Origin of the sequence: Streptomyces lycii, assembly GCF_009735685.1 — a bacterium.
GTDB lineage: Bacteria > Actinomycetota > Actinomycetes > Streptomycetales > Streptomycetaceae > Streptomyces > Streptomyces lycii.
The window spans coordinates 19,780-39,421 of sequence record NZ_WHPN01000367.1 but is presented as its reverse complement, the minus strand read 5'-3'; the positions used below and the strand labels follow the sequence as shown (position 1 = coordinate 39,421).

Below are 19,642 nucleotides of genomic sequence, written 5' to 3'. Positions count from 1 at the left end.
GACAGTACCGAACGCCCCGGCCCGGGCCCGCGGTCCGGGCCCCGGTGGCTCAGCGCAGTTGCGCGGTGACATAGGCGCGCCAGCGCTCGGTGAGGGCCGCCGTTCCGTCGACGTCCAGGACCTCGCGCAGGGCCCGGTCCAGGCTCCGGCGGCGGTCCGGCTCCCCGGCGGCGGCCGGTGAGCCGACGGCCCGGTAGAAGTCCACCAGCTTCCGCTCCCCCCACTCGTCGGCGATCATCCGGCAGGCCAGCCAGCCGCGTTCGTACGCCATCGCCAGCCGGTCGGAGTCCCCGGTGAAGCCGAAGTCCTCGTCCGCCGGCAGACCGCCCGGTGAGCGGCCCGCGGCCACCTGCCGGCGCAGGACCGGAGCGGCGGCGGCCGGTTCGCCGCCGGAGTCCCGGTAACCCGCCCAGTCGGCGAACCCCTCGGAGAGCCACAGCGGGGTGGCGCGCGAGGTGTGGGCGCGGGTCGCGACGTGCGCGGTCTCGTGGGTGAGCACGAAGCGCTGCCCGGACTCGCCCAGCGCCGCGTACGCCTCGGGGTTGACGATGACGCGGTCGGCGGGCGCGTCGCCCGGGCGGCCGGTCTTCCGCGGGGTGAAGCCCGTGGTGACGGCGGCGATGCCGCGGTAGTTCGCCGCCGGTTCGCCGAGGAGCCGGGCCATGTCGGCGAGCGAGCGGGGCACGAGCACGACGACCCGGCGGGCCCACTCCCCCCGCTGCCAGGCCGCGTCCACGGCGGGCACGGCCCGGTCGGTGGTTTCGGCGATGTCCCGCAGCCGCCCGGGGTCGTGCCCGACGCCCAGGACGAGGCTGCGGCTGCCGCGCACGGCCTCGACCTCGCCCTGCTCCCACAGCGGTTCGGGCGGCTCTCCGCCGCCCGCGGAGTCGTCGCGCGTCTCCCCCGCGGCCGGGTCCTGTTCGGCGGACACGTACCAGCGGCCGTCCCGCTCGACGACCGTCAGCCGGCGTTCCTCGGTGACGGGCCGGGGATCGTGGCCGTCGAGCCGGTAGCTGAGCCGCACCTCCGCCGCGACCCGGCGGGCGGATCCCCCGGAGGGTTCGCGCCCGGCCGCCGGCGCCGGGTCGAAACCGCCGGTGCCGGTCAGCCGGTAGCGCCAGGAGGAGAGCGGCACCTCGGCGAGGTTGCGCAGCAGCCGCCGCTGGTCCGCGCGGTACGCGCCGGCGGCCGGGTCCACGGTGGCCAGGAAGCGGCCCGCGTCCCGGTCGAGCAGGGCGTCCGCCCGCCGGTCCAGCATCCGCTGGATGTCCCGGACGCCCGGACCGGTGGCTCCCGGCGGGCCGGCCGGGCCGCAGCCGCACACGGCGGCGAGCAGCGCGAGGACCGGTGCCCACAGCGCGCCCACGCGCATCGCCTCGTGCCGCCGCGGAACCGCCACGCGGTCGATCGTACGGCGCACGGGTCCGAGCGGTGGAGAGCGCCCGGGTCAGACCCGCGTGGCGACGGCGCCCGGCATCATGCCGACCGGGTCGTACCGCACCGTCGCGCCGGGATACGGGGCGTGCAGCACCTGGCCGTTGCCGACGTACATCCCGACGTGGCTGGCGTCCGAACGGTAGGTGACGAGGTCCCCGGGGCGCGCCCGGTCCAGCGGCACCTGCCGGCCGGCGTGGCGCTGGGCCTGCGAGGTGCGCGGGATCGCGACCCCGGCCTGCCGGTACGCCCAGTAGGTGAGCCCGGAGCAGTCGAAGGCGAGCGGGCCCGACTGCCCCCAGATGTAGGGCCGTCCGACCGCCTGCCGGGCCGCGGCGACGGCCGCCGCCGCGTAACCGGAGGGGGCGGTGGCGGATCCGCCGGCCACCGGGGCTGCGGACGGGCGGGCCGCGTCGCGCGACGCGCGCTGCCGGTCCCGGTCGTAGGACGCGCGCTGCTCGCGGGTCAGCTTGCCCAGCAGCTGGCGGGCGCGGGCGAGTTTGGCCTCGACCGCCTTCTTGTGGCGGTTCACCGCGGCCCGGCTGCGCTCGGCCTCGGCGACCTTCTCCGCGGCCCGGGCCCGCTGCCCGTCCAGGGTGCGCTGCGCGGCGGCCAGGGCCCGCAGCTCGGCCGCCTGGCGGTCGCCGATCCTGCCGAGCGTCGAGGCCTTGGCGAGGTACCCGTCGGGGTCGGAGGACAGCAGCAGCGCCACCGCCGGGTCCACTCCGCCGGAACGGTACTGCGCCCCGGCGAGCGAACCGAGGGAACCGCGCAGCCGGTTGGCCTCCTGCTGGCCCCGGGCCACCCGGTCCCGGAGCCGGTCGGCCTGACCGGTGAGCCGGTCGTGCCGCTCACTCTCCGCGTTGTACTTCTCGGTGGCCCGCTCGACCTCCGTGTACAGCCGGTCGACCGCCGCCCGTACCTCCGCCGGGGTGTCCCGCGGCGCGGCGCCGGCGGGCGCGGGTGCCGCCGAGAACGCCGCTGCGGCCGTCGCGGCCAGCGCGGACACCGCCGGGATCCGGCCGGTGCTGGTGAGACGGGGCTTCGTGGAACGGCGATGAGACGCCACTTCGGGCCGCACTCCCTTCCGCTGGAGCGGTCCCGCCGCCGCCCGGGGATGGGCAGGGCTGGAACCGGCAGAACTGCGCGGCAGAGAGTAACCGTACGGTTGCCCTGAGTTCAAAGATCGCCATCGGGCACACACGCCGACGCCCCGCCCAAGACGCAGGTCACCGGCGGGGCGTACGGGTGGGCGCGGTCGCCCTGATTCGCTCGAACGGGCGCTTCCGCCGGGGCGCCGGGCGGTCGGGCCCGGCACCCCCGTCGGGTCGCGTCAGACGCGGACGCCGAACTGGAACGGCATGTTGTTGATCGACTCGTAGCGCACGTTGGCACCGGGCTTCGGGGCGTGCAGGATCTGCCCGTTGCCGGCGTAGAGGCCGACATGGTGCAGGTCGCCGTAGAAGAAGACCAGGTCACCGGGCTTGAGCGCGCTCTGGCCGATCCGGGTGCCGTTGTTCGCCTGCGCCTGCGAGGTGCGGTCGAGGCTGACCCCCGCCTGCGCGTAGGCCCACGAGGTGAGGCCCGAGCAGTCGAAGGAGCTGGGCCCGGTCGCGCCCCAGACGTACGGCGCGCCGATCTTCGCCTGGGCGGCGGCCAGCGCCGCTCCGGCGCGCTGCGACTCGGGGACGTCGCCGCCGAGATCCACCCGGCCGTTGTCCCGGTTGGCGCGCTCCTCCTTGGCGGCGAGTTCGGCGCGCTCCTCCGCCGTCAGGGTGTTGAGCAGGTCCCGGGCCTTGGAGAGCTTGCCCTGGATTTCCTTCTTCTTGTCGCCCAGCGCCTCACGGGTCTCGGCGAGGTCCTCGAGTTTCGTCTTCGCCTCGGCACGCTGCTGCTGGAGTGTGCGCTGCTTCTCGGCGATCTCGCCCAGGGCGTCGGCCTGCTTGCCGCTCAGCTGGTCGAGTGTCGAGGCGCGCTCGAGGTAGGAGTCCGGGTCGGAGGAGAGCAGCAGCTGCACGGACGGGTCGATGCCGCCGGAACGGTACTGGGCGGTGGCCATCGAACCGAGGCCGTTGCGCAGCTCGTTGAGGTCTTCCTGACCGCGGGCGACCTTGTCCTGGAGGTCGGAGACCTCTTCCTCCAGCTTGTCCTGCTTCTCCTTCGCCCCGTTGTAGTTCTCGGTGGCGACCTCGGCCTCTTCGTACAGCTTGTCGACCTTCGCCTTCACTTCCGTCTTGGAAGGCTTCGGGTCGGCCTGCGCGGCCTGGGACGTGAGAGCGACGGCTGCAGCAGCGGTGGCGGTGAGCACGCTCACGCGCGTGCGGCTGGGCTGCTTGGGTCGACGGTGGGACGCCACGAAGGCGAGCTCCTTCTTCCTCCAGCCGCCTACCGGGAGTGGGGGTATGAGGCCCCGGCTCCGCAGCCTCGGCTCCCCCGTCAAACAGGCCGTGCGCCGCGGACTCGGCGGTTCCTTCGCGGATATCCCGGATGGATGATCAACCGCGCGAAGGTTCGGAGCCTGACCTTAGTGACCTTCTTGTGATCGGTTCAAATCCCCATGAGTAAAAACTTCTGTCGGACATGTTTTCTTTACCAATATCACACAGGGAGTGACGGACATCTGACACTCCGCTGAGTTCAAACGCCCCAACCGGGTGAACGAACGGAGAGTCAGGACCTCGCGAACTCGCCCGTCAACGGCGGCGGATGCGGACATACACCACGCACCGGACACGGAACCACCGACACCCGGACGGCACGGAGAGCACAGAGGAACAGACGACACGGACACCACGGACGGCACGGAGGACACGGAAGAGACGGTTCCGGACGCGTACGCACACGGCCCGTACGCACACTGCCGGACGCACACCGGCTCGGGCCACCGCGGACGCACACCCGGCACAGAACTCGCACGTGCGGCACAGAACTCGCGCACGTGCCCGGAACTCGCGCGCGCGGCACGGCGCGGCGCGGCAGTCGCGCACGGCAACGGACAGGACAGGACACACCACCCCACCGGACGCGGGCGCCCCGCTTCCGCCCCGGCGGGACGTCAGGTGCGGGAGAGCCGCTTCAGCAGCAGCGTGGACGCCACCGGCCGCGCACCGGCCCGTGCCACACCGTCCGCTACCTCCCGGTCCGCGGAGACCACCACCACGGGGCGGCCCGGCGGTTCGGCCCGTACCAGACGCCGGATCAGTTCGTCCGCCGTCTGTCCCGGCTTGCTGAACAGCACCCGCACACCGCGCGGCGGCGCCAGCAGCACCGGGGCGGCCAGCTCGGCGCCGTCGAAGACACAGGTCATCTCGGCCCCGGTCTGCGCGGCCAGCACCGCCAGCCCGCCCAGCAGCCGCAGCCGCTGCTTCTCCAGCGGCATCGTCGGATAGCCGGTCTTGGTGACGTTGTACCCGTCCACCACCAGATGCGCCTGAGGCAGCGCCAGCAGCTGGTCCAGCAGTGCGGGATCGGTCTCCGACAGCGCCCGGGTCGCGATGTCCTTCGGTGTCATCCGGCCCGGCTCGACCGCGTCGACCGAGTCGGCCGGGTGCGAGGAGGCGGGCGGCAGCGCCAGCTCGCGGCGCAGCCCCTGTGCCGCGTCCAGCACCGTGTCCAGCAGCAGCCGCAGCCGCATGTCCTCGACGCTGCGGCCCTCGCGCACGGCACGCCGGCTCGCCTCCAGCGCCGACTCGGCCTCCGCGAGCCGCGCCTTGAGCCGCCGGGCCTCGCTGTCGGCGGTGGCCTTCTCCTGCGCCGCGTGGTTCCGTACGGACTCCAGCTCGGCCGCGGACTTGCGCAGCGCGGCCTCACCGCGGCGTATGTCGCTCACCGCGCTGCGCAGCTTGCGCTGCAGGACGTCGGACTCCTTGCGGGAGGCCTCCAGTTCGGCGCGGGCCCGCTCGGCCTCCCGGCGCGCGGTGGCCCGGGCCTCGGCCAGCTCCTCGCGGAGCGTGCGGACCTCGCGCGCGGCCTCCTCGTCGGCCTGCTCCGCCCGGACGCGCTGGGCCTCCTCCCCGGCGGCGGCGACCAGCTTGGCCCAGCCGGCCGGGCGCAGGACGTACGCGACGGCGGCCACGTCCACCGGGTTGGCGGCTGCGGGGACCGTGCCGCTCTCCACGGCCGCGGCGAGTTCCGGCTCGGCCTCCCGCAGCCGGTCGCCGACGCGCTGCCGGAAGAAGGTGTGGCTCTCCAGAGCTGCTGCCATGGCGTTCCCGGCGAAGCGGGCGCGGCGGGACGGCGTGAACCGGGCGTACTGCCGCAACTGCGGCGGCAGCTCGGCGACCGTCAGCCCGCCGAAGGCGTCGGCGACCAGCGCGACGACCCGGCGCCGGACCCCCTCCGGCAGCGGACGGTCGAGCACGTCGTCGGCGGCGGACTCGTCCGCGCCCGCGGACCCGCCCGCTCCCCCGACGCCGTCACCCGTCGGCTCCACCACCTGTCAGCGCTCCGTCTCTCAGGCGCTCGCGCCGGGGCGGTCCACCAGTTCGATCTGGTCCACCGCGTTGCACCAGCGGCAGCGCACCGACTCGATGCTCTCGCTGAGCACGTCCCGCTCCTCGACCTTCGGCTCGCCCGCCAGGTCCAGATGGACGTACTCCACCGCCCTGGTGGAGCGGGTCACGTCGAACCGGGTCAGATTGCCGCACAGGGTGCAGCGCCACCGGGTCTCGGCCGTCGGCTGGGGAACGCCCATCGTGTCGTCCTCGTCTTCCGCGATATCGCTGGGTCCGCTGTGCGCCGTCGAACTGCGGGTGTGCTCGTCGTCCTCACCGCAACCCTACGGCCTGACCGCCCCCGGGCGTGGCCTCCGGGGGCGCCCCCGGGCGGCGGCCGGACGGCTCCGGGCCCCGCTCGCACCGCGGCGACGGGGGCTAGAGTGAGGGGGCGCAGCCAGGCGACCGAGGGAGACAGCCAGCCGTGATCACCGCGATCGTGCTCATCAAGACCAGCGTCGACCGGATTCCCGAGATCGCCGAGACGATCGCGGCGCTGGACAGCGTCAGCGAGGTCTACTCCGTCACGGGCACCTACGACCTGGTCGCGATGGTCCGGGTCGCGCGCCACGACGACCTCGCCGATGTGATCCCGGGCCGGATCAGCAAGATCCCCGGCGTGGAGGGCACGGACACGCACGTGGCCTTCCGGACGTACTCGCAGCACGACCTGGAGGCGGCCTTCGCGATCGGGCTCGACGCCTAGCCGGCTCCGGCCGGCCGGCCGTTCGTCCGCGTCAAGCAGTCGGCCGGCGGGCGAGCCCGGCGGGCGGTGAGCTGCGGACTGCGGGCGGTGAGCGCGGATCGCGCCGCCGCTCCCCGGTCCGGAGTGCGAGGCGGGGTGCCCCCTGGCGGGTGGCGGGATTCCGTGAGCGGTTCGACGTGCCCCGCCCGCACGTTCCCGGCACCGGCAGCTGTGCGGGCTTCCCGGCCCCCGTGCCGCCGGAGGACGGAAGCGGCCCCGGACGGCGCGTGCGCGAGTCCCTAGGCGGGGCCGGGCGCCATGGCGCGGCGGACGCTCTCGCGGAGCAGGGTGCGGCGCCGGTCGTGCAGTTCGGGGGGTTCCTCCGCCGTCGCCGCGTAAACGTTGCTGACCGGTGACCACGCCATCGACATGGCGATCACCACGGCCATGAGGTCGAACGGGTCCCCCTCGCGCACCGAACCCGCGGCCTGGGCCTCGGCGATGGCGCGCAGTTTCCGGTCCTCGAGCCGGTCGGGATCGTCCACCAGGTGGCCGGCCGGACGCCGCTCCAGGCGCGCCCAGGTGGCCAGCCGGATGAGGTCGGGGCGGCGGAGATACTCGTCGTAGAGGCGTACGGCCCAGTCGGCGAGGTCGGCGGCGTCGATCGGGACGACATTCACGATGCGCTCCAGCGAGCCGAAGAAGATCGCGTCGAAGAGCCCTTCCTTGCTGCCGAAGTAGGCGTAGAGCTGCGCCTTGTTCGTGCGCGCCGCAGCCACGATCCGCTCGACGCGCGCCCCGGCGATCCCGTACTCGGCGAATTCCCGCGTCGCCACTTCGAGGATGCGCTGGTACGTCGCGGCTCCACGCGCGGTCAGGGGCTGATCGGCCATGCCCGGCAGATTACCAGACAGAACAGTTGGTTTGTTTTACGGCCGGAAGCGGCTACGGTAATAGACCGAACAGTCTGTCTATGGGAGGCGCCATGAGGAGCACCGTTGGCTGGCAGGTGGCGGACTCGTCGTCCACACTGCGCCGGACACCGCTGGAGCGACGCGATCTGCGCCCCGACGACCTCGCGGTCCGGGTCGACTACTGCGGTGTCTGCCACACCGATGTGCACGCCGTCGGCGCCCGGTCCGGCGAAGGAGACCGGCCGCTGGTGCCGGGACACGAGTTCACGGGCGTGGTGACCGCGACCGGGCACGCGGTCACCCGCTGCGCCGTCGGCGACCCCGTGGCGGTGGGCAACATCGTCGACTCGTGCGGCGAGTGCGCCATGTGCCGGGCCGGCCAGGAGAACTTCTGCCACACCTTCCCGACCCTGACCTACGGCGGCACCGACCGGCACGACGGATCGACCACCCTGGGGGGTTACTCCCGCGAGTACGTCGTCCGCGACCGCTTCGCCCATCCCCTGCCCGCCGGACTGGACCCGGCCGCCGCCGCCCCGCTGCTCTGTGCCGGGATCACCGTCTGGGAACCGCTGCACGCCCTCGGCGCGGGGCCGGGGACCCGCGTCGCCGTGGCCGGGCTGGGCGGGCTGGGCCATCTCGCGGTCAAGCTCGCCGTGGCGCTCGGCGCCGAGACGTCGGTCATCAGCCGCTCACCGGACAAGGCCGGCGACGCCCACCGTCTCGGCGCCCACGGGCTCGTCGTCTCCTCGGACCCGGAACAGATGGCTGACGCCCGCGACCGGTTCGACATCGTCATCGACACCATCTCCGCCCCGCACGACCTCGGCCCCTATCTGCGCCTGGTCGCCATGGACGGGACGCTCAGCCACCTCGGGCACCTCGGTCCCGTCACCGTGGAAACCCTCGACCTGCTCGTGGGACGCAAGAAGCTCAGCTCCGCGGGCAGCGGCGGCAGGCCCGCGACGGCCGCCATGCTGGACTTCTGCGCCCGGCACGGCATCACCGCCGACGTCGAGGTGCTCCCGTCGGCGCAGGTGAACGAGGCCCTCGACCGTCTCCGGCGCAACGACGTCCGCTACCGCCTCGTACTCGACCTGTCCGACCTGGACCTCCCGGAGAGCGGCGTCCGGACGGGCTGAGCGGCCGCCCCCGGAAGGCGGGTGCCGCGGCGCTGCGGCACCGGCCCTTCCGGGGGCGGAGACAGCAGGGACGCAGCCGCCGGGCGGGGCCGGGCCGGGCCGGGCCGGGTCCACGGCACAACCGGCGGACGACCGAGCCGGTCCGAACACCACCGCCCGGGGCCCCGCGGCACGAGCAGAACGAATGAACGAGCAGCATGAACATCAGCACGAACCCCGGCGCCCGTCGCCGCAGGCCGCTCGCGGCCGGGACGCTCTGCGCCGGGCGGCTCCCCGCCGGGACGCTCCCCGCCAGGTCGTTTGACGTCCTTTGCCCGACAACGGGGCCATCGGCTCCCGGGCCCGCCGCACCGGGTCGTCCGCCACCGGATCGTCTGCCACAGGGTCGCGCGACGCGGGGTGCTCGACGCCTGGGTGATCAGGGCCGGGTGTTCGGGGCCAGGGTGGTCGGCGCCGGGGTGATCGGGGTGGTCGGCGCAGGCGTGATCAGGACCGGGGTGATCCGGGTGGTCGGGGTGGTCGGGGCGGCCGGGATGCGAGGGGATCGGGGCCTGGGTGATCGGGGCCTGGTTGGTCGGCGCCGGGTCGGCACGGGGCCCGCGCCGCGTGACCGCTCTCGCCGTGTGCCCTCGTGCCGCCGCGGGCGCCCCCGCCGCGGACTTCTCTCGCCACAGGGCGACCCATCGGCCGTGCCCCGGGGCGCTCTTCCCACCGGCCGTACCCCGGCCACCCCATTCCACCGGCCGTACCCCGGCCACCCCCATTCCGCCGGTCGTGCCCCTCCCCGTCCGCTACCGGCGGCGCCCCTGCCCGCCGGCCCGGCGGGCCAGGGCGGCGACCGCGCCGGTGAAGCGGTCGATGTGCTCCTCCGGGGTGCCCGCGCCGAAGCTGACCCGCACCGCGCGCAGTTCCACGCCGCCCGGGGCGCCCGGGGCGTCCGCCGGGGCAGGGGCACCGCACTCCTCGCCCCGCCCGGCGGTGTCCCCGCCGAGCAGGGTCCGCACCAGCGGATGGGCGCAGAACAGCCCGTCCCGCACCCCGATCCCGTACTCCGCGGACAACGCCTCCGCCAGCTCCGAGCTGTGCAGGCCGTCCACCACGAACGACACCACCCCGACCCTGGGCGCGTCGTCGCCGAACAGGGACAGCTGCCGCACCCCGCGCACCGCGGCCAGCCCCTCCCGGAGCCGTGCCGTCAGCCGCTCCTCCCGCGCGACGAGCCGGTCGGGCCCGGCCTCGGTGAGCGCCCGGCAGGCGGAGGCGACGGCGTGGGCGCCGATGACGTTGGGCGAGCCCGCCTCGTGCCGGGCCTCCCCCGTGTGCCACCGCACGTCCAGCCCGCCCCCGGTGTTCCGGGCGACCGTGCGGACGGCACCGCCGCCCGCGAGATACGGCTCGGCGTCCCGGAGCCAGTCCGGGCGGCCGGCCAACACCCCGGTCCCGAAGGGCGCGTAGAGCTTGTGGCCGGAGAACGCGGCCCAGTCGACGTCCAGCTCCGCGATGTCGACCGGCCGGTGCGGCGCGAGCTGGGCCGCGTCCAGGACGATCCGCGCCCCGTGCGCGTGCGCGACCGCCGCCAGTTCCCGTACGGGCCAGAGTTCGCCCGTGACGTTCGACGCGCCGGTGACGCACACCAGGGCCGGGCCGCCGGGCCCGCCCGCAGACAGCGCCCGCTCCAGCGTGGCGACGGCCGCCGCCGGGCTCCGCGGCGCGTCGAGATACGTCACGTCGGCGTTCCGCCAGGGCAGCAGTGCGGCATGGTGCTCGGTCTCGAAGACGTACACCCGGGTGCCGGGTGGCAGCGCCGCCGCCAGCAGGTTGAGCGAGTCGGTGGTGGAACGGGTGAAGACGACCTGGTCGCCGGGCCGGCAGCCGAGGAAGCGCGCCACCTCGGCGCGGCTCTCCTCGTAGATCCGGGTGGAGAGCTGCGAGAGGTGGCCGGCACCGCGGTGGACGCTGCCGTAGCAGGGGGCGTAGGCGGCGACATCGTCCCAGACCCGGCGGAGCACCGGGGCGCTCGCGGCACAGTCGAGGGCCGCGTACGGCACCTCTCCGCCGTCCGCCAGGGGCACCAGAACGTCGTTGCCGAGCACGGGCAGCGGCCCGTCACACGCAGCGGGGACACCGGACGGGGCGGCGCCGGACGGGACAGGTCCGGCCGGAGCGGGTGCTGCCGGGACGGGTGCTGCCGGGGCGGGTCCGGTCATGGCGGCCGCGGGGGCCGTGGCGCGGGCGGAGGCGGTCGGCGCGGCGGAGGCAGAGGCATTGAGGGGCAAGGCGTTGAGGGCAGGGGTGTTGAGGGCAGCGGCGGGTGCGGACATGGCGGATCTCCCGGTGACAGGCGAAGTGGATGACGTCGCGCCGTGCCCGGGACCTGCGGAACGCGCGGTGCGGAGCGGGCGGCGCGGTGACTCCCCGGTGCCGGGGCGGCAGTGCGAGGCACACCGCCGCGCGCGACGCGGGGCACGGAGGACGGGCCTTGAGGCCCTAACGCATTCGCTTGCTCACGAGACCGCTCCCTCGACCACCAGGACCCCTGCCCGGTGCGCCCGGTGAAGGGGCGCGAGGGGTCCGCGCTTGCCACAGACCTTGCTGTCTGCGGCCCGGTCATCACCCGGGGCACCCCGCCACGGACGGAGGGTTGCCGGACAGCGGGCCGGGGCCTGTGTCGCTGTCACTCGTGACCTGGGCAGAAGTATGCCAGAGACGGCGCACGGCGCAACGCCCCCCGGCCCCCTCCGTGTACGGAACGGGCACGGCGTCCCACCGGGCCCCTGCGCGAACCGCGGCGGGTGCGCCGCCCCGGCGGCCGGTTCGCCTACGTGAGCGGCTCCGGAAGCGCTCCCCGGCCCGCCCGTTCGAACGGGCCCGGACGGACGGCCGGTGCAGCGGTCGGCGGGATGGCCGGTGGAGCGGCCGGTGGAGCGGCCGGCGGGACGGCGCGGGGCACGCGAGCGGGCCCCTGCCGCCGCCGCACGGGGGAAGTCACCCGTCACCCGGCGCCACAGCGGCGCGGGCCCGAGACGCCGGACCGGCGCGGATGCCGCCTCCCGGACCGGCACCGATGCCACCTCCGGGGCCGACCCGATCCCGCCTCGCGGACCGGCACCGATGCCGCCTCCCGGGCCGGTTCGAGCGACGCGGCCCGGCCGGAGCGCACCTGGGCTCCGGAGGAAGACTCCGGGGCTCCCGGGCTGGGATTCCCGGGCCCTGGGGCTCCCGGGCTTTCGGGCTTTCGGGCTTTCGGGCTTTCGAAGGCTCCCGAACCCGGGGCTGCGGGACTCCGGGGGTCTCGCAAACCCCGGGGCTTCCGGACGCCCCGGACCCTCACGGCTCCGCCCGGGAGAGGCGGAAAACGGCCCGCCGGTCAGTGGTTGCTGGCCCCGACCCAGCGCTCCAGCGTGCGCCGCGCCGCGCCCGAGTCGACCGCCTCGGCGGCCCTCGCCATGCCCGCCTTGATCCGCTCCGCGAGCGGCTCGTCCGTCGGTTCGAGGGCGGCCAGGGCGGCGGCCGAGTTCAGCAGCACGGCGTCCCGTACGGGACCCTCCTCACCCGCGAGCAGCCGACGGGCGACATCCGCGTTGTACGAGGCGTCGGCGCCCCGCAGCGCCTCCACGGGCACCATCTCGATGCCGACGTCACGCGGGTCGAAGGTCTCCCGCCGGACGGTGCCGTCGCGGACGGTCCACACCTGCGAGGTGGCCGTGGTGGTCAGCTCGTCGAGCCCGTCGTCACCGCGGAACACCAGCGCGGACGAGCCGCGCTCGGCGAGCACGCCCGCCATGATGGGGGCGATCCGGGCGTCCGCGCAGCCGGTGGCCTGGGCCGTGACGCGGGCCGGGTTGGTCAGCGGGCCGAGGAAGTTGAACGGGGTGGCCACGCCCAGCTCCCGGCGGGCCGCGGCGACATGGCGCAGCGCCGGGTGGAACTTCACGGCGAAGCAGAAGGTGATGCCCGCCTCCTCGGCGACCTCGACGACACGCTCCGGCGTGAGGTCGAGGTTGACGCCGAGCTTCTCCAGCACGTCGGAGGCCCCGCTCGCGGAGGAGGCCGCGCGGTTGCCGTGCTTGACGACCTTCACCCCGGTGCCGGCGACGACGATGGACGACATCGTCGAGATGTTGACCGTACGGGCCCGGTCGCCGCCGGTGCCGACGATGTCGACCGTCGCCCCGGGGACCTCGATCACCCGGGCGTGCTCGTACATCGTGCGCACCAGCCCGGAAACCTCGGCGACGGTCTCGCCCTTGGCCCGCAGGGCGACCGCGAAGCCGGCGATCTGCGCGTCGGTGGCCTCACCGCTCATGATCCGGTCCATCGCCCAGGCGCTGGCGTCGGCGCTGAGGTCGGTGCCGTTGATGAGGGAGGTCAGCACGTCCGGCCAGGAGTGGGCCGCCACGCTGTCGCCGCCTGCCGGGGTCTCAACGTTCATGGTCCGCTCCTGGGGTCCACAGTTCGAATGGGAAGAAGGGGGGCGGCACGCGGCGGCCCCGCGCGGCCAGCCTATCGCCGCCGGGCGGCGCGGACGGGAGGGTGCCCGCACTCCGGACAGCGGGCCGGAACACGACCGGGCCCCGGGTCCGCCCGCGAGGGCGGGGCCCGGGGCCCGGTCGGTGGCGTTCAGCCCGGCGCGCGGCCCCGGTGGAGGCCGCGTCCGGCCTCAGTGGTGGCCGTGTCCGCTGCTGATCTCCTTGAACTCCTCGGGAGTCGCCTTGGGGATCTGCGTGTTCTCGCCGTAGAAGCCGCGCGACAGCTTGGCCCGCAGCTTCTGGACCCGCGGGACCTTCCGCTTGACGCCGTTCTCGTCCACCTCGGGGCCGGCCTCGAGCGGCTTGCGCTGCTCGTGCTGGGTGAGCGTGTGCAGCTGCTCCTGCGAGAGCGGCTCGTGCACCTCGACGAACTCGCCGTGCGGCAGGCGCTTGATGATGCCGGACTCGCGCCCGTGCAGCACCTTGTCCCGGTCCCGGCGCTGGAGGCCGAGGCAGATCCGCTTGGTGGCGATGAACACCAGCACCGGCACCACGAAGAACGCGATGCGGACGAACCAGGTGACCGCGTTGATCGACAGATGGAAGTGGATCGCGAAGAGGTCGTTTCCACCGCCGATCAGCATCACCAGGTACCAGCTGATCCAGGCCGCGCCGATACCGGTGCGCACCGGGTGGTTCCGCGGCCGGTCCAGGATGTGGTGCTCGCGCTTGTCGCCGGTGACCCAGGACTCGATGAACGGATAGACCGCGATGGCCGCCAGCACCAGCGGGAAGACCATCAGGGGTACGAACACGCCCAGGGCGAGGGTGTAGCCGCCCGGCAGGACGACCTCCCAGCCGGGCATCGCCCGGATCAGGCCCTCGGAGAAGCCCATGTACCAGTCCGGCTGGGCGCCGGTGGACACCTGGTCCGCCCGGTAGGGGCCGAGCGCCCAGATCGGGTTGATGGTGAACAGCGCGGACAGCGCCGCGATCACACCGAAGACCAGGAAGAAGAAGCCTCCGGCCTTCGCCATGTAGACGGGCAGCAGCGGCATGCCGACGACGTTCTTGTTCGTCTTCCCGGCGCCCGGGAACTGCGTGTGCTTGTGGTAGAAGACCAGGATCAGGTGTGCCACCAGCAGGCCGAGCATGATGCCCGGCAGCAGCAGGACGTGGATGGAGAAGAACCTGGGGATCACATCGTGCCCCGGGAACTCCCCGCCGAACAGGAACATCGACAGATACGTGCCGACGACCGGCACGGACAGGATCGCGCCCTCCATGAACCGGACACCGGTGCCGGAGAGCAGGTCGTCCGGCAGCGAGTAACCGGTGAACCCGGTGAACATGCCGAGCACGAACAGCAGGAAGCCGAACAGCCAGTTGACCTCACGCGGCTTGCGGAACGCGCCGGTGAAGAACACCCGCATCATGTGCACGAACATGGCGGCCAGGAAGACCAGGGCGGCCCAGTGGTGGATCTGCCGGATCAGCAGACCGCCGCGCACGTCGAAGCTGATGTCCAGGGTCGAGGCGTACGCCTCCGACATCCGGATGCCGTGCATCGGGACGTAGGAGCCGTGGTACTCCACCTCGGACATGCTGGGCACGAAGAACAGCGTCAGATACACACCCGTGAGGATGATGATGATGAAGCTGTAGAGCGCGACCTCGCCCAGCATGAAGGACCAGTGGTCCGGGAAGATCTTGCGCATGTTGGTCTTGGCGAGGCTGTAGATGCCCAGCCGGCCGTCCGCCCAGTCGGCGACCCGCTCACCGCGGGGCGCCTTGCGCCGGTTGTCGGCGGCAGTCGTCGTACTCATCCGCGCTCCCAGAAGCTCGGTCCGACGGGCTCCGTGAAGTCACCGAGTGCCTCCAGGTAGCCGTCCTTGTTCACGCCGATCCGCAGCTGCGGCAGGGCGTGACCGGCCGGTCCGAAGATCACCCGGGCACCGTCGGTCAGGTCGAAGGTGGACTGGTGGCACGGGCACAGCACGTGGTGCGTCTGCTGCTCGTACAGGCTGACGGGGCAGCCGACGTGCGTGCAGATCTTCGAGAAGGCGACGATGCCCTCGTGCGACCAGTCGAGCTCGCGCTTGTCCTTGATGTCCTCCGGCTGGATCCGGACGATCATCAGGGCGGCCTTGGCAATCTCCGACTGGAAGTCGTGCGCGTCGTCCTCCAGGCCCTCGGGCTTGGCGAACGTCAGCGAACCGACGACCACGTCCTCCGGTCGCAGCGGCTCGTTGGTGTTCTGGTTGACCAGCAGCTTGCCCTTTTCCCACAGGGTGTGCCGCAGCTTGTCCTCCGGCAGCGGGCCGAGGTCGCGCAGCAGCACCACGCCGGAGAGCGGCACCATGGCCAGCGCGCCGAACATGGTGTTGCGGATCAGCTTGCGCCGGCCGATGGCGGACTCCGCGGCGCCCTGCCGGAAGTCGGCCATGACCTTGGCCTTGACCTCGGGCTCGGCCTCGATCGGGTGCCGCTCGTCGGCGACCTCGACGTCGGACATCAGGGTGCGGGCCCAGTGGACCGCGCCGGCGCCGATGCAGAACAGCGCGACGCCGAGGGTGAGCCCCAGCGAGAAGTTCAGCGCGCTGACGTGCCCGACCGGGAACACGTAGATGATCTTGTCGATCGGGAAGATCACATAGCTGGCGATGAAGGCGACCGTGGCCAGCATTGACACCGTGAACAGCAGGGCGACCGTACGCTCGGACCGCTTGGCGGCCCGCTCGTCGATGTCCTGGACACGGTGCTCGTGGGGCGGCAGCCCCGGATCGGCGAAGGGGTTGCCGGCGGCCTCTACCGTGCCGTCGTGCTCCGTCGCCCGCGCACTCGGCAGGTGTTCTTCGGACACGTCTTTGTTCGATCCAGTCTGACTCATGACTTCTTGGCCTTTGCGGTCCGCGCGGCGACCCAGATGGCGACCACGATCATGGCGCCCAGGCCGAAGGTCCAGGCGAACAGGCCCTCGGTCACCGGCCCGAAGCCGCCCAGGGCGAACCCGCCGGGAGTCTCCGAGTCCTCACTGTTGACCGTGTCGAGGTACGCGATGATGTCCTGCTTCTCCTGCTCCGGAAGCACCTGATCCGGGAAGGAGGGCATGTTCTGCGGGCCGGTCTGCATGGCCTCGTAGATGTGCTTGGGGTCCACATCCTCGAGGTCCGGGGCGTACTTGCCCTCGGTCAGGGCGCCGCCCTGGCCGGTGAAGTTGTGACACTGCGCGCAGTTGGTGCGGAACAGTTCACCGCCGTTCGCGATGTCGGCGCCTTCGGGGCTGTACTGCTCCTCGGTCGGCGTGACCGGGCCGGGGCCGAGCGAGGCGATGTACGCCGCCAGCTGGTCGATCTCGGCCTGCGTGTAGACGTTCGGCTTGTCCGGCGCCTGCGCGCCGGGCTGCTGCAGGGGCATCCGGCCGGTGCCGACCTGGAAGTCCACGGCGGCGGAGCCCACTCCGACGAGACTCGGCCCGTCGGTGGTCCCCTGGCCGCCGGTGCCGTGGCAGCTGGCGCAGCCGACGGCGTAGAGCTTCTTGCCCTCCTCGATGGCAAGGGACTGGGCCACGGGCTCGGCCTCGGCCTTGTCCGCGGGTGCGAACGCGGCGTACAGCCCCCCGGTGGCCGCCAGCGCGAAGAGTAGGACGACAAGCGCCGCCAGCGGATGGCGCCGTCGTGCGGAGAGCTTTTTCACGGATTACCCCGGTGTCAGGATCTTCTGCGTCGTTACGTCTGGCTGTGTGCGATGCGGTTCCCGCGGCGCGGGCCCCGGATCACTTGATCATGTAGATCGTGGCAAAGAGGCCGATCCAGACGACATCGACGAAGTGCCAGTAGTACGACACGACGATGGCCGCGGTGGCCTGCTCGTGGGTGAATCTCCTCGCCGCGTACGTCCGGGCCAGCACCAGCAGGAAGGCGAAGAGCCCGCCCAGCACGTGCAGTCCGTGGAAGCCGGTGGTCAGGTAGAACACCGAGCCGTACGGGTCGGACGAGAGCGAGAGGCCCTCGTGCTTGACCAGTTCGGTGTACTCCAGGACCTGGCCGCCGATGAAGACCGCGCCCATCATGAACGTGACCACGAACCACGCCCGGAGCTTCTTCACGTCACCGCGCTCGGCGGCGAAGACGCCGAGCTGGCAGGTGAGGGAGGAGAGCACCAGGATCGTGGTGTTCCCCGCCGAGAACGGGAAGTTCAGCGAGGACGCCATTTCCTTCCAGTGCTCGGCGCCGGTCACCGATCGCAGGGTGAAGTACATCGCGAAGAGGGCCGCGAAGAACATCAGCTCGGAACTCAGCCAGATGATGGTTCCGACGCTGGTGAGGTTCGGCCGATTGACCGACGGGTGCGCGTGCCCGGTTTCTACTGTCGTTGCTGTCGCCACGACCGACATTATGTCGGTCGCTTATCCGGCCCTCACCCCCGGGGGTCCCGTTCGGTGTGTCAGCGGCGTCTGCCCTGCACGGACGGCCCAGCGGGGCCGTCCCCCGATCGAGCGAACCCGCCTGGAACCGGGGCTTCCGGGGCGGCCGGAAGCGATCTTCTCTGCTGCCGAACCCTCCTCCGCGGGGCCCGGCGCGGAGTAGCATCCGCGCAACGGCTCCGACAGCCCGATCTCCGCCGTCCGCAAGCCTGGAGGAACGATGCAGCCGACCGCCACGGTGCTGGTCTACAGCGACAACGCGAGCACGCGCGAGCAGGTACGGCTGGCCGCCGGACGCCGGCCCGCCCCCGACGTACCGCCGGTGGAGCTCCTGGAGTGCGCGACGCTCCCGGCCGTGCTCTCCGCCCTGGAGCAGGGCGGGATCGACGCCTGCGTGCTGGACGGCGAGACGGCGCCCGCCGGTGGCATGGGCGTCTGCCGGCAGATCAAGGACGAGATCTTCGACTGCCCGCCGGTGCTGCTGCTCATCGGCCGCCCGCAGGACGCCTGGCTGGCCACCTGGAGCCGCGCCGAGGCCGCGGTGACCCACCCGGTCGATCCGGTCGAGTTCGCCGGTGCCCTGGCCGGGCTGCTGCGTTCCCGGCGGGCCGTCGAGGCCTGAGCGGCCCGGAAACCGCCGGGGCCGGTCCGGACGACGTGCCGTCCGGACCGGCCGCCGCCGGTCGTGTCCCCACGGGCCCGCCCGCTGTGCCGGGCCCGTGGGGACGTGCCGGTCCCGCCGCACCCGCGCGGGCCGGTCAGACCTGCGGCCTGAGCCGGGCCGGGGAGGCGGGGCCGTCGCCCTCGCGCGGGCCGGAGCCGGACAGGGCGCTGCCCTCGCGCCACTCCTCCCAGTTCAGGTTCCAGTCGCCGAAACCGTTGTCGAACGGTGTCATCGTCTCGCCGGCGCTGCCGACGACCTTGACGATGTCCCCGATCCGCACGGTCTCGAAGAACCATTTCGCGTCGGCCGTACTCATGCCCGTACAGCCGTGGCTGACGTTCGCGGAGCCCTGGGAGCCGACCGACCAGGGCGCGGCGTGCACGTACTCGCCGCTCCAGGTGACCCGGGCCGCCCAGTGGACGGGCAGGTCGTAGGACTCGGCGCTGCCCTCCGCGATCCCCACGCTGGTTCCGCGCATCCGGACGAATGCCTCTTTTGCGAGAATCGTCTTGACACCGTTCCGCGTGTCGAAGCCGGGCTTGCCGGTGGTCACGGGCAGTTTGCGGATGACCTTGCCGTCGCGTTTGACGGTCATGGTGTGGGTGCGGGCGTCGGTGACGGCCTCCAGCCGGGCGCCCGTTCGGATTCTGAGGGGCTTCGAGGAGCCTCCGTAGAGGCTGCCCTCGACCTTGACGCCCTCGAGTGCGCTGCGGACCTCCACGGTGGCGTGGGCGGGCCAGTAGGTGCGCGGACGGTAGTGCAGCGTCTTGTCGTCCACCCAGTGCCAGGCGCCCGCGACCCGGGGCTCGGAGGAGACCTTGAGGGAACTCTCCACCCGGCCGCGGGCCTCGCGGCTGCGGACCGGACGGCTCAGCTCCGCGGTGATGGGCTGGCCGACCCCGTAGGTGCCGGCGTCCGGGCCGAAGGTGACGCGCAGGAAGCCGTCCGCGGGCTTGGTCTCGAACTCGATGACCCGGAGACCGGGGGCTCCGTCCTCGTCCTCGGTGCTCACCCGGAGGGTGTAGCGCGCGCCCGCCGCGAGCGGGGAGGTGCTGCGCCAGCGGGTGCCCTCGGCGTTGAGGGCGCCGCGTATCCGGTGTCCGGCGGCGTCGGTGGCCGTCACGTCGGTGATCCGGCCGTCGCCGCCCCTGGCCGAGACCTCCAGGGGCTGGTCGGGGTCGAGCTTGCGGCCCTCCGCGCCGTCGCCGCTGAAGGCGATCTGGTCGGAGGCGTCGTAGGGCTTGGCGCTCAGGGGGTGGCCGTCGGCGTCGCCACAGGCGGCGGCTCCGGCCACCAGGCCGCCTATCAGCATGCCGCTGCCCAGCACCAGGCGTATTCGTTCGGAGCGTATGCGCGAAGTGTGACTCATGGTCACAAAGTACGGAAAAGGGGATGCTTCGGCGCGCCGGATGGGC

16 protein-coding genes and 1 riboswitch are annotated in these 19,642 nt (G+C 73.0%); of the genes, 3 read left to right on the top strand and 13 right to left on the bottom strand.

From position 1 onward, the window contains the following. Positions 1 to 49 precede the first annotated feature (49 nt). From GCU69_RS24580 to GCU69_RS24560, 5 genes are all read right to left on the bottom strand, one after another. Entirely contained in the window at positions 50 to 1,399 is a 1,350-nt protein-coding gene (locus GCU69_RS24580) for a gluzincin family metallopeptidase (protein ID WP_235978680.1), read from the bottom strand. Between the two features lie 48 nt (positions 1,400 to 1,447). Beyond that, positions 1,448 to 2,503, bottom strand: coding sequence for a C40 family peptidase (locus tag GCU69_RS24575; RefSeq protein ID WP_098751528.1), 1,056 nt, complete (start codon positions 2,501 to 2,503; stop codon positions 1,448 to 1,450). A gap of 264 nt (positions 2,504 to 2,767) precedes the next feature. After that, positions 2,768 to 3,790, bottom strand: a complete 1,023-nt coding sequence (locus GCU69_RS24570) for a C40 family peptidase (protein ID WP_098751529.1) — start codon at positions 3,788 to 3,790, stop codon at positions 2,768 to 2,770. Positions 3,791 to 4,489: 699 nt separating this feature from the next. After that, a complete protein-coding gene (locus GCU69_RS24565; protein WP_235978684.1) occupies positions 4,490 to 5,794 on the bottom strand; it encodes an NYN domain-containing protein in 1,305 nt (434 codons plus the stop codon). Between the two features lie 93 nt (positions 5,795 to 5,887). Further along, entirely contained in the window at positions 5,888 to 6,127 is a 240-nt protein-coding gene (locus GCU69_RS24560; protein WP_098751530.1) for a hypothetical protein, read from the bottom strand. A gap of 224 nt (positions 6,128 to 6,351) precedes the next feature. Between GCU69_RS24560 and GCU69_RS24555 the strand changes: the two genes are divergently transcribed. After that, a complete protein-coding gene (locus GCU69_RS24555) occupies positions 6,352 to 6,633 on the top strand; it encodes an Lrp/AsnC family transcriptional regulator (protein WP_098751531.1) in 282 nt (93 codons plus the stop codon). 278 nt (positions 6,634 to 6,911) lie between these two features. Here the strand turns inward: GCU69_RS24555 and GCU69_RS24550 are convergent, their stop codons facing one another. Then, positions 6,912 to 7,505 carry a TetR family transcriptional regulator gene (locus GCU69_RS24550; protein WP_156207198.1) on the bottom strand — a complete coding sequence of 198 codons (594 nt, stop codon included), beginning with the start codon at positions 7,503 to 7,505 and terminating at the stop codon, positions 6,912 to 6,914. 92 nt (positions 7,506 to 7,597) lie between these two features. Between GCU69_RS24550 and GCU69_RS24545 the strand changes: the two genes are divergently transcribed. Then, the gene (locus GCU69_RS24545; protein ID WP_156207197.1) at positions 7,598 to 8,668 is read left to right on the top strand and encodes an NAD(P)-dependent alcohol dehydrogenase; all 1,071 of its coding nucleotides are present in this window, start codon (positions 7,598 to 7,600) and stop codon (positions 8,666 to 8,668) included. Between the two features lie 791 nt (positions 8,669 to 9,459). Here the strand turns inward: GCU69_RS24545 and GCU69_RS24540 are convergent. The 6 genes from GCU69_RS24540 to ctaE form a co-directional block, all read right to left on the bottom strand. Continuing rightward, on the bottom strand, positions 9,460 to 10,875 hold the full coding sequence (locus tag GCU69_RS24540) for an aminotransferase class V-fold PLP-dependent enzyme (protein WP_156207203.1): 1,416 nt from the start codon (positions 10,873 to 10,875) through the stop codon (positions 9,460 to 9,462). A 361-nt stretch (positions 10,876 to 11,236) separates the two neighbouring features. Further along, a riboswitch (SAM riboswitch) is annotated at positions 11,237 to 11,354 on the bottom strand. Positions 11,355 to 12,035: 681 nt separating this feature from the next. Beyond that, a complete protein-coding gene (gene trpD / locus GCU69_RS24535) occupies positions 12,036 to 13,100 on the bottom strand; it encodes an anthranilate phosphoribosyltransferase (protein WP_098751542.1) in 1,065 nt (354 codons plus the stop codon). A gap of 228 nt (positions 13,101 to 13,328) precedes the next feature. Next, positions 13,329 to 14,963, bottom strand: a complete 1,635-nt coding sequence (qcrB, locus tag GCU69_RS24530; protein WP_098751543.1) for a cytochrome bc1 complex cytochrome b subunit — start codon at positions 14,961 to 14,963, stop codon at positions 13,329 to 13,331. Continuing rightward, complete coding sequence (gene qcrA, locus GCU69_RS24525; protein WP_098751544.1) at positions 14,960 to 16,027, bottom strand: cytochrome bc1 complex Rieske iron-sulfur subunit; 1,068 nt, start codon at positions 16,025 to 16,027, stop codon at positions 14,960 to 14,962. Before qcrA ends, qcrB begins: the two co-directional genes overlap by 4 nt. Further along, on the bottom strand, positions 16,024 to 16,833 hold the full coding sequence (qcrC, locus tag GCU69_RS24520) for a cytochrome bc1 complex diheme cytochrome c subunit (protein WP_098751545.1): 810 nt from the start codon (positions 16,831 to 16,833) through the stop codon (positions 16,024 to 16,026). Before qcrC ends, qcrA begins: the two co-directional genes overlap by 4 nt. A gap of 79 nt (positions 16,834 to 16,912) precedes the next feature. Beyond that, on the bottom strand, positions 16,913 to 17,533 hold the full coding sequence (gene ctaE, locus GCU69_RS24515; protein WP_098751546.1) for an aa3-type cytochrome oxidase subunit III: 621 nt from the start codon (positions 17,531 to 17,533) through the stop codon (positions 16,913 to 16,915). Positions 17,534 to 17,783: 250 nt separating this feature from the next. Here ctaE and GCU69_RS24510 point away from each other — a divergent pair, with 250 nt between their 5' ends. Next, complete coding sequence (locus tag GCU69_RS24510; RefSeq protein ID WP_098751547.1) at positions 17,784 to 18,185, top strand: hypothetical protein; 402 nt, start codon at positions 17,784 to 17,786, stop codon at positions 18,183 to 18,185. 136 nt (positions 18,186 to 18,321) lie between these two features. Here GCU69_RS24510 and GCU69_RS24505 read toward each other — a convergent pair whose 3' ends face one another. Next, on the bottom strand, positions 18,322 to 19,596 hold the full coding sequence (locus tag GCU69_RS24505) for a L,D-transpeptidase (RefSeq protein WP_098751548.1): 1,275 nt from the start codon (positions 19,594 to 19,596) through the stop codon (positions 18,322 to 18,324). Positions 19,597 to 19,642: the final 46 nt, after the last annotated feature.

What these genes read in the sequence shown, in the direction of transcription:
- GCU69_RS24505 (WP_098751548.1), bottom strand. Translation starts at nt 19,596, where the DNA reads ATGAGTCACACTTCGCGCATACGCTCCGAACGAATACGCCTGGTGCTG.
- ctaE (WP_098751546.1), bottom strand. Translation starts at nt 17,533, where the DNA reads ATGTCGGTCGTGGCGACAGCAACGACAGTAGAAACCGGGCACGCGCAC.
- trpD (WP_098751542.1), bottom strand. Translation starts at nt 13,100, where the DNA reads ATGAACGTTGAGACCCCGGCAGGCGGCGACAGCGTGGCGGCCCACTCC.
- GCU69_RS24560 (WP_098751530.1), bottom strand. Translation starts at nt 6,127, where the DNA reads ATGGGCGTTCCCCAGCCGACGGCCGAGACCCGGTGGCGCTGCACCCTG.
- GCU69_RS24550 (WP_156207198.1), bottom strand. Translation starts at nt 7,505, where the DNA reads ATGGCCGATCAGCCCCTGACCGCGCGTGGAGCCGCGACGTACCAGCGC.
- GCU69_RS24545 (WP_156207197.1), top strand. Translation starts at nt 7,598, where the DNA reads ATGAGGAGCACCGTTGGCTGGCAGGTGGCGGACTCGTCGTCCACACTG.
- qcrA (WP_098751544.1), bottom strand. Translation starts at nt 16,027, where the DNA reads ATGAGTCAGACTGGATCGAACAAAGACGTGTCCGAAGAACACCTGCCG.
- qcrB (WP_098751543.1), bottom strand. Translation starts at nt 14,963, where the DNA reads ATGAGTACGACGACTGCCGCCGACAACCGGCGCAAGGCGCCCCGCGGT.
- GCU69_RS24510 (WP_098751547.1), top strand. Translation starts at nt 17,784, where the DNA reads ATGCAGCCGACCGCCACGGTGCTGGTCTACAGCGACAACGCGAGCACG.
- GCU69_RS24540 (WP_156207203.1), bottom strand. Translation starts at nt 10,875, where the DNA reads ATGACCGGACCCGCCCCGGCAGCACCCGTCCCGGCAGCACCCGCTCCG.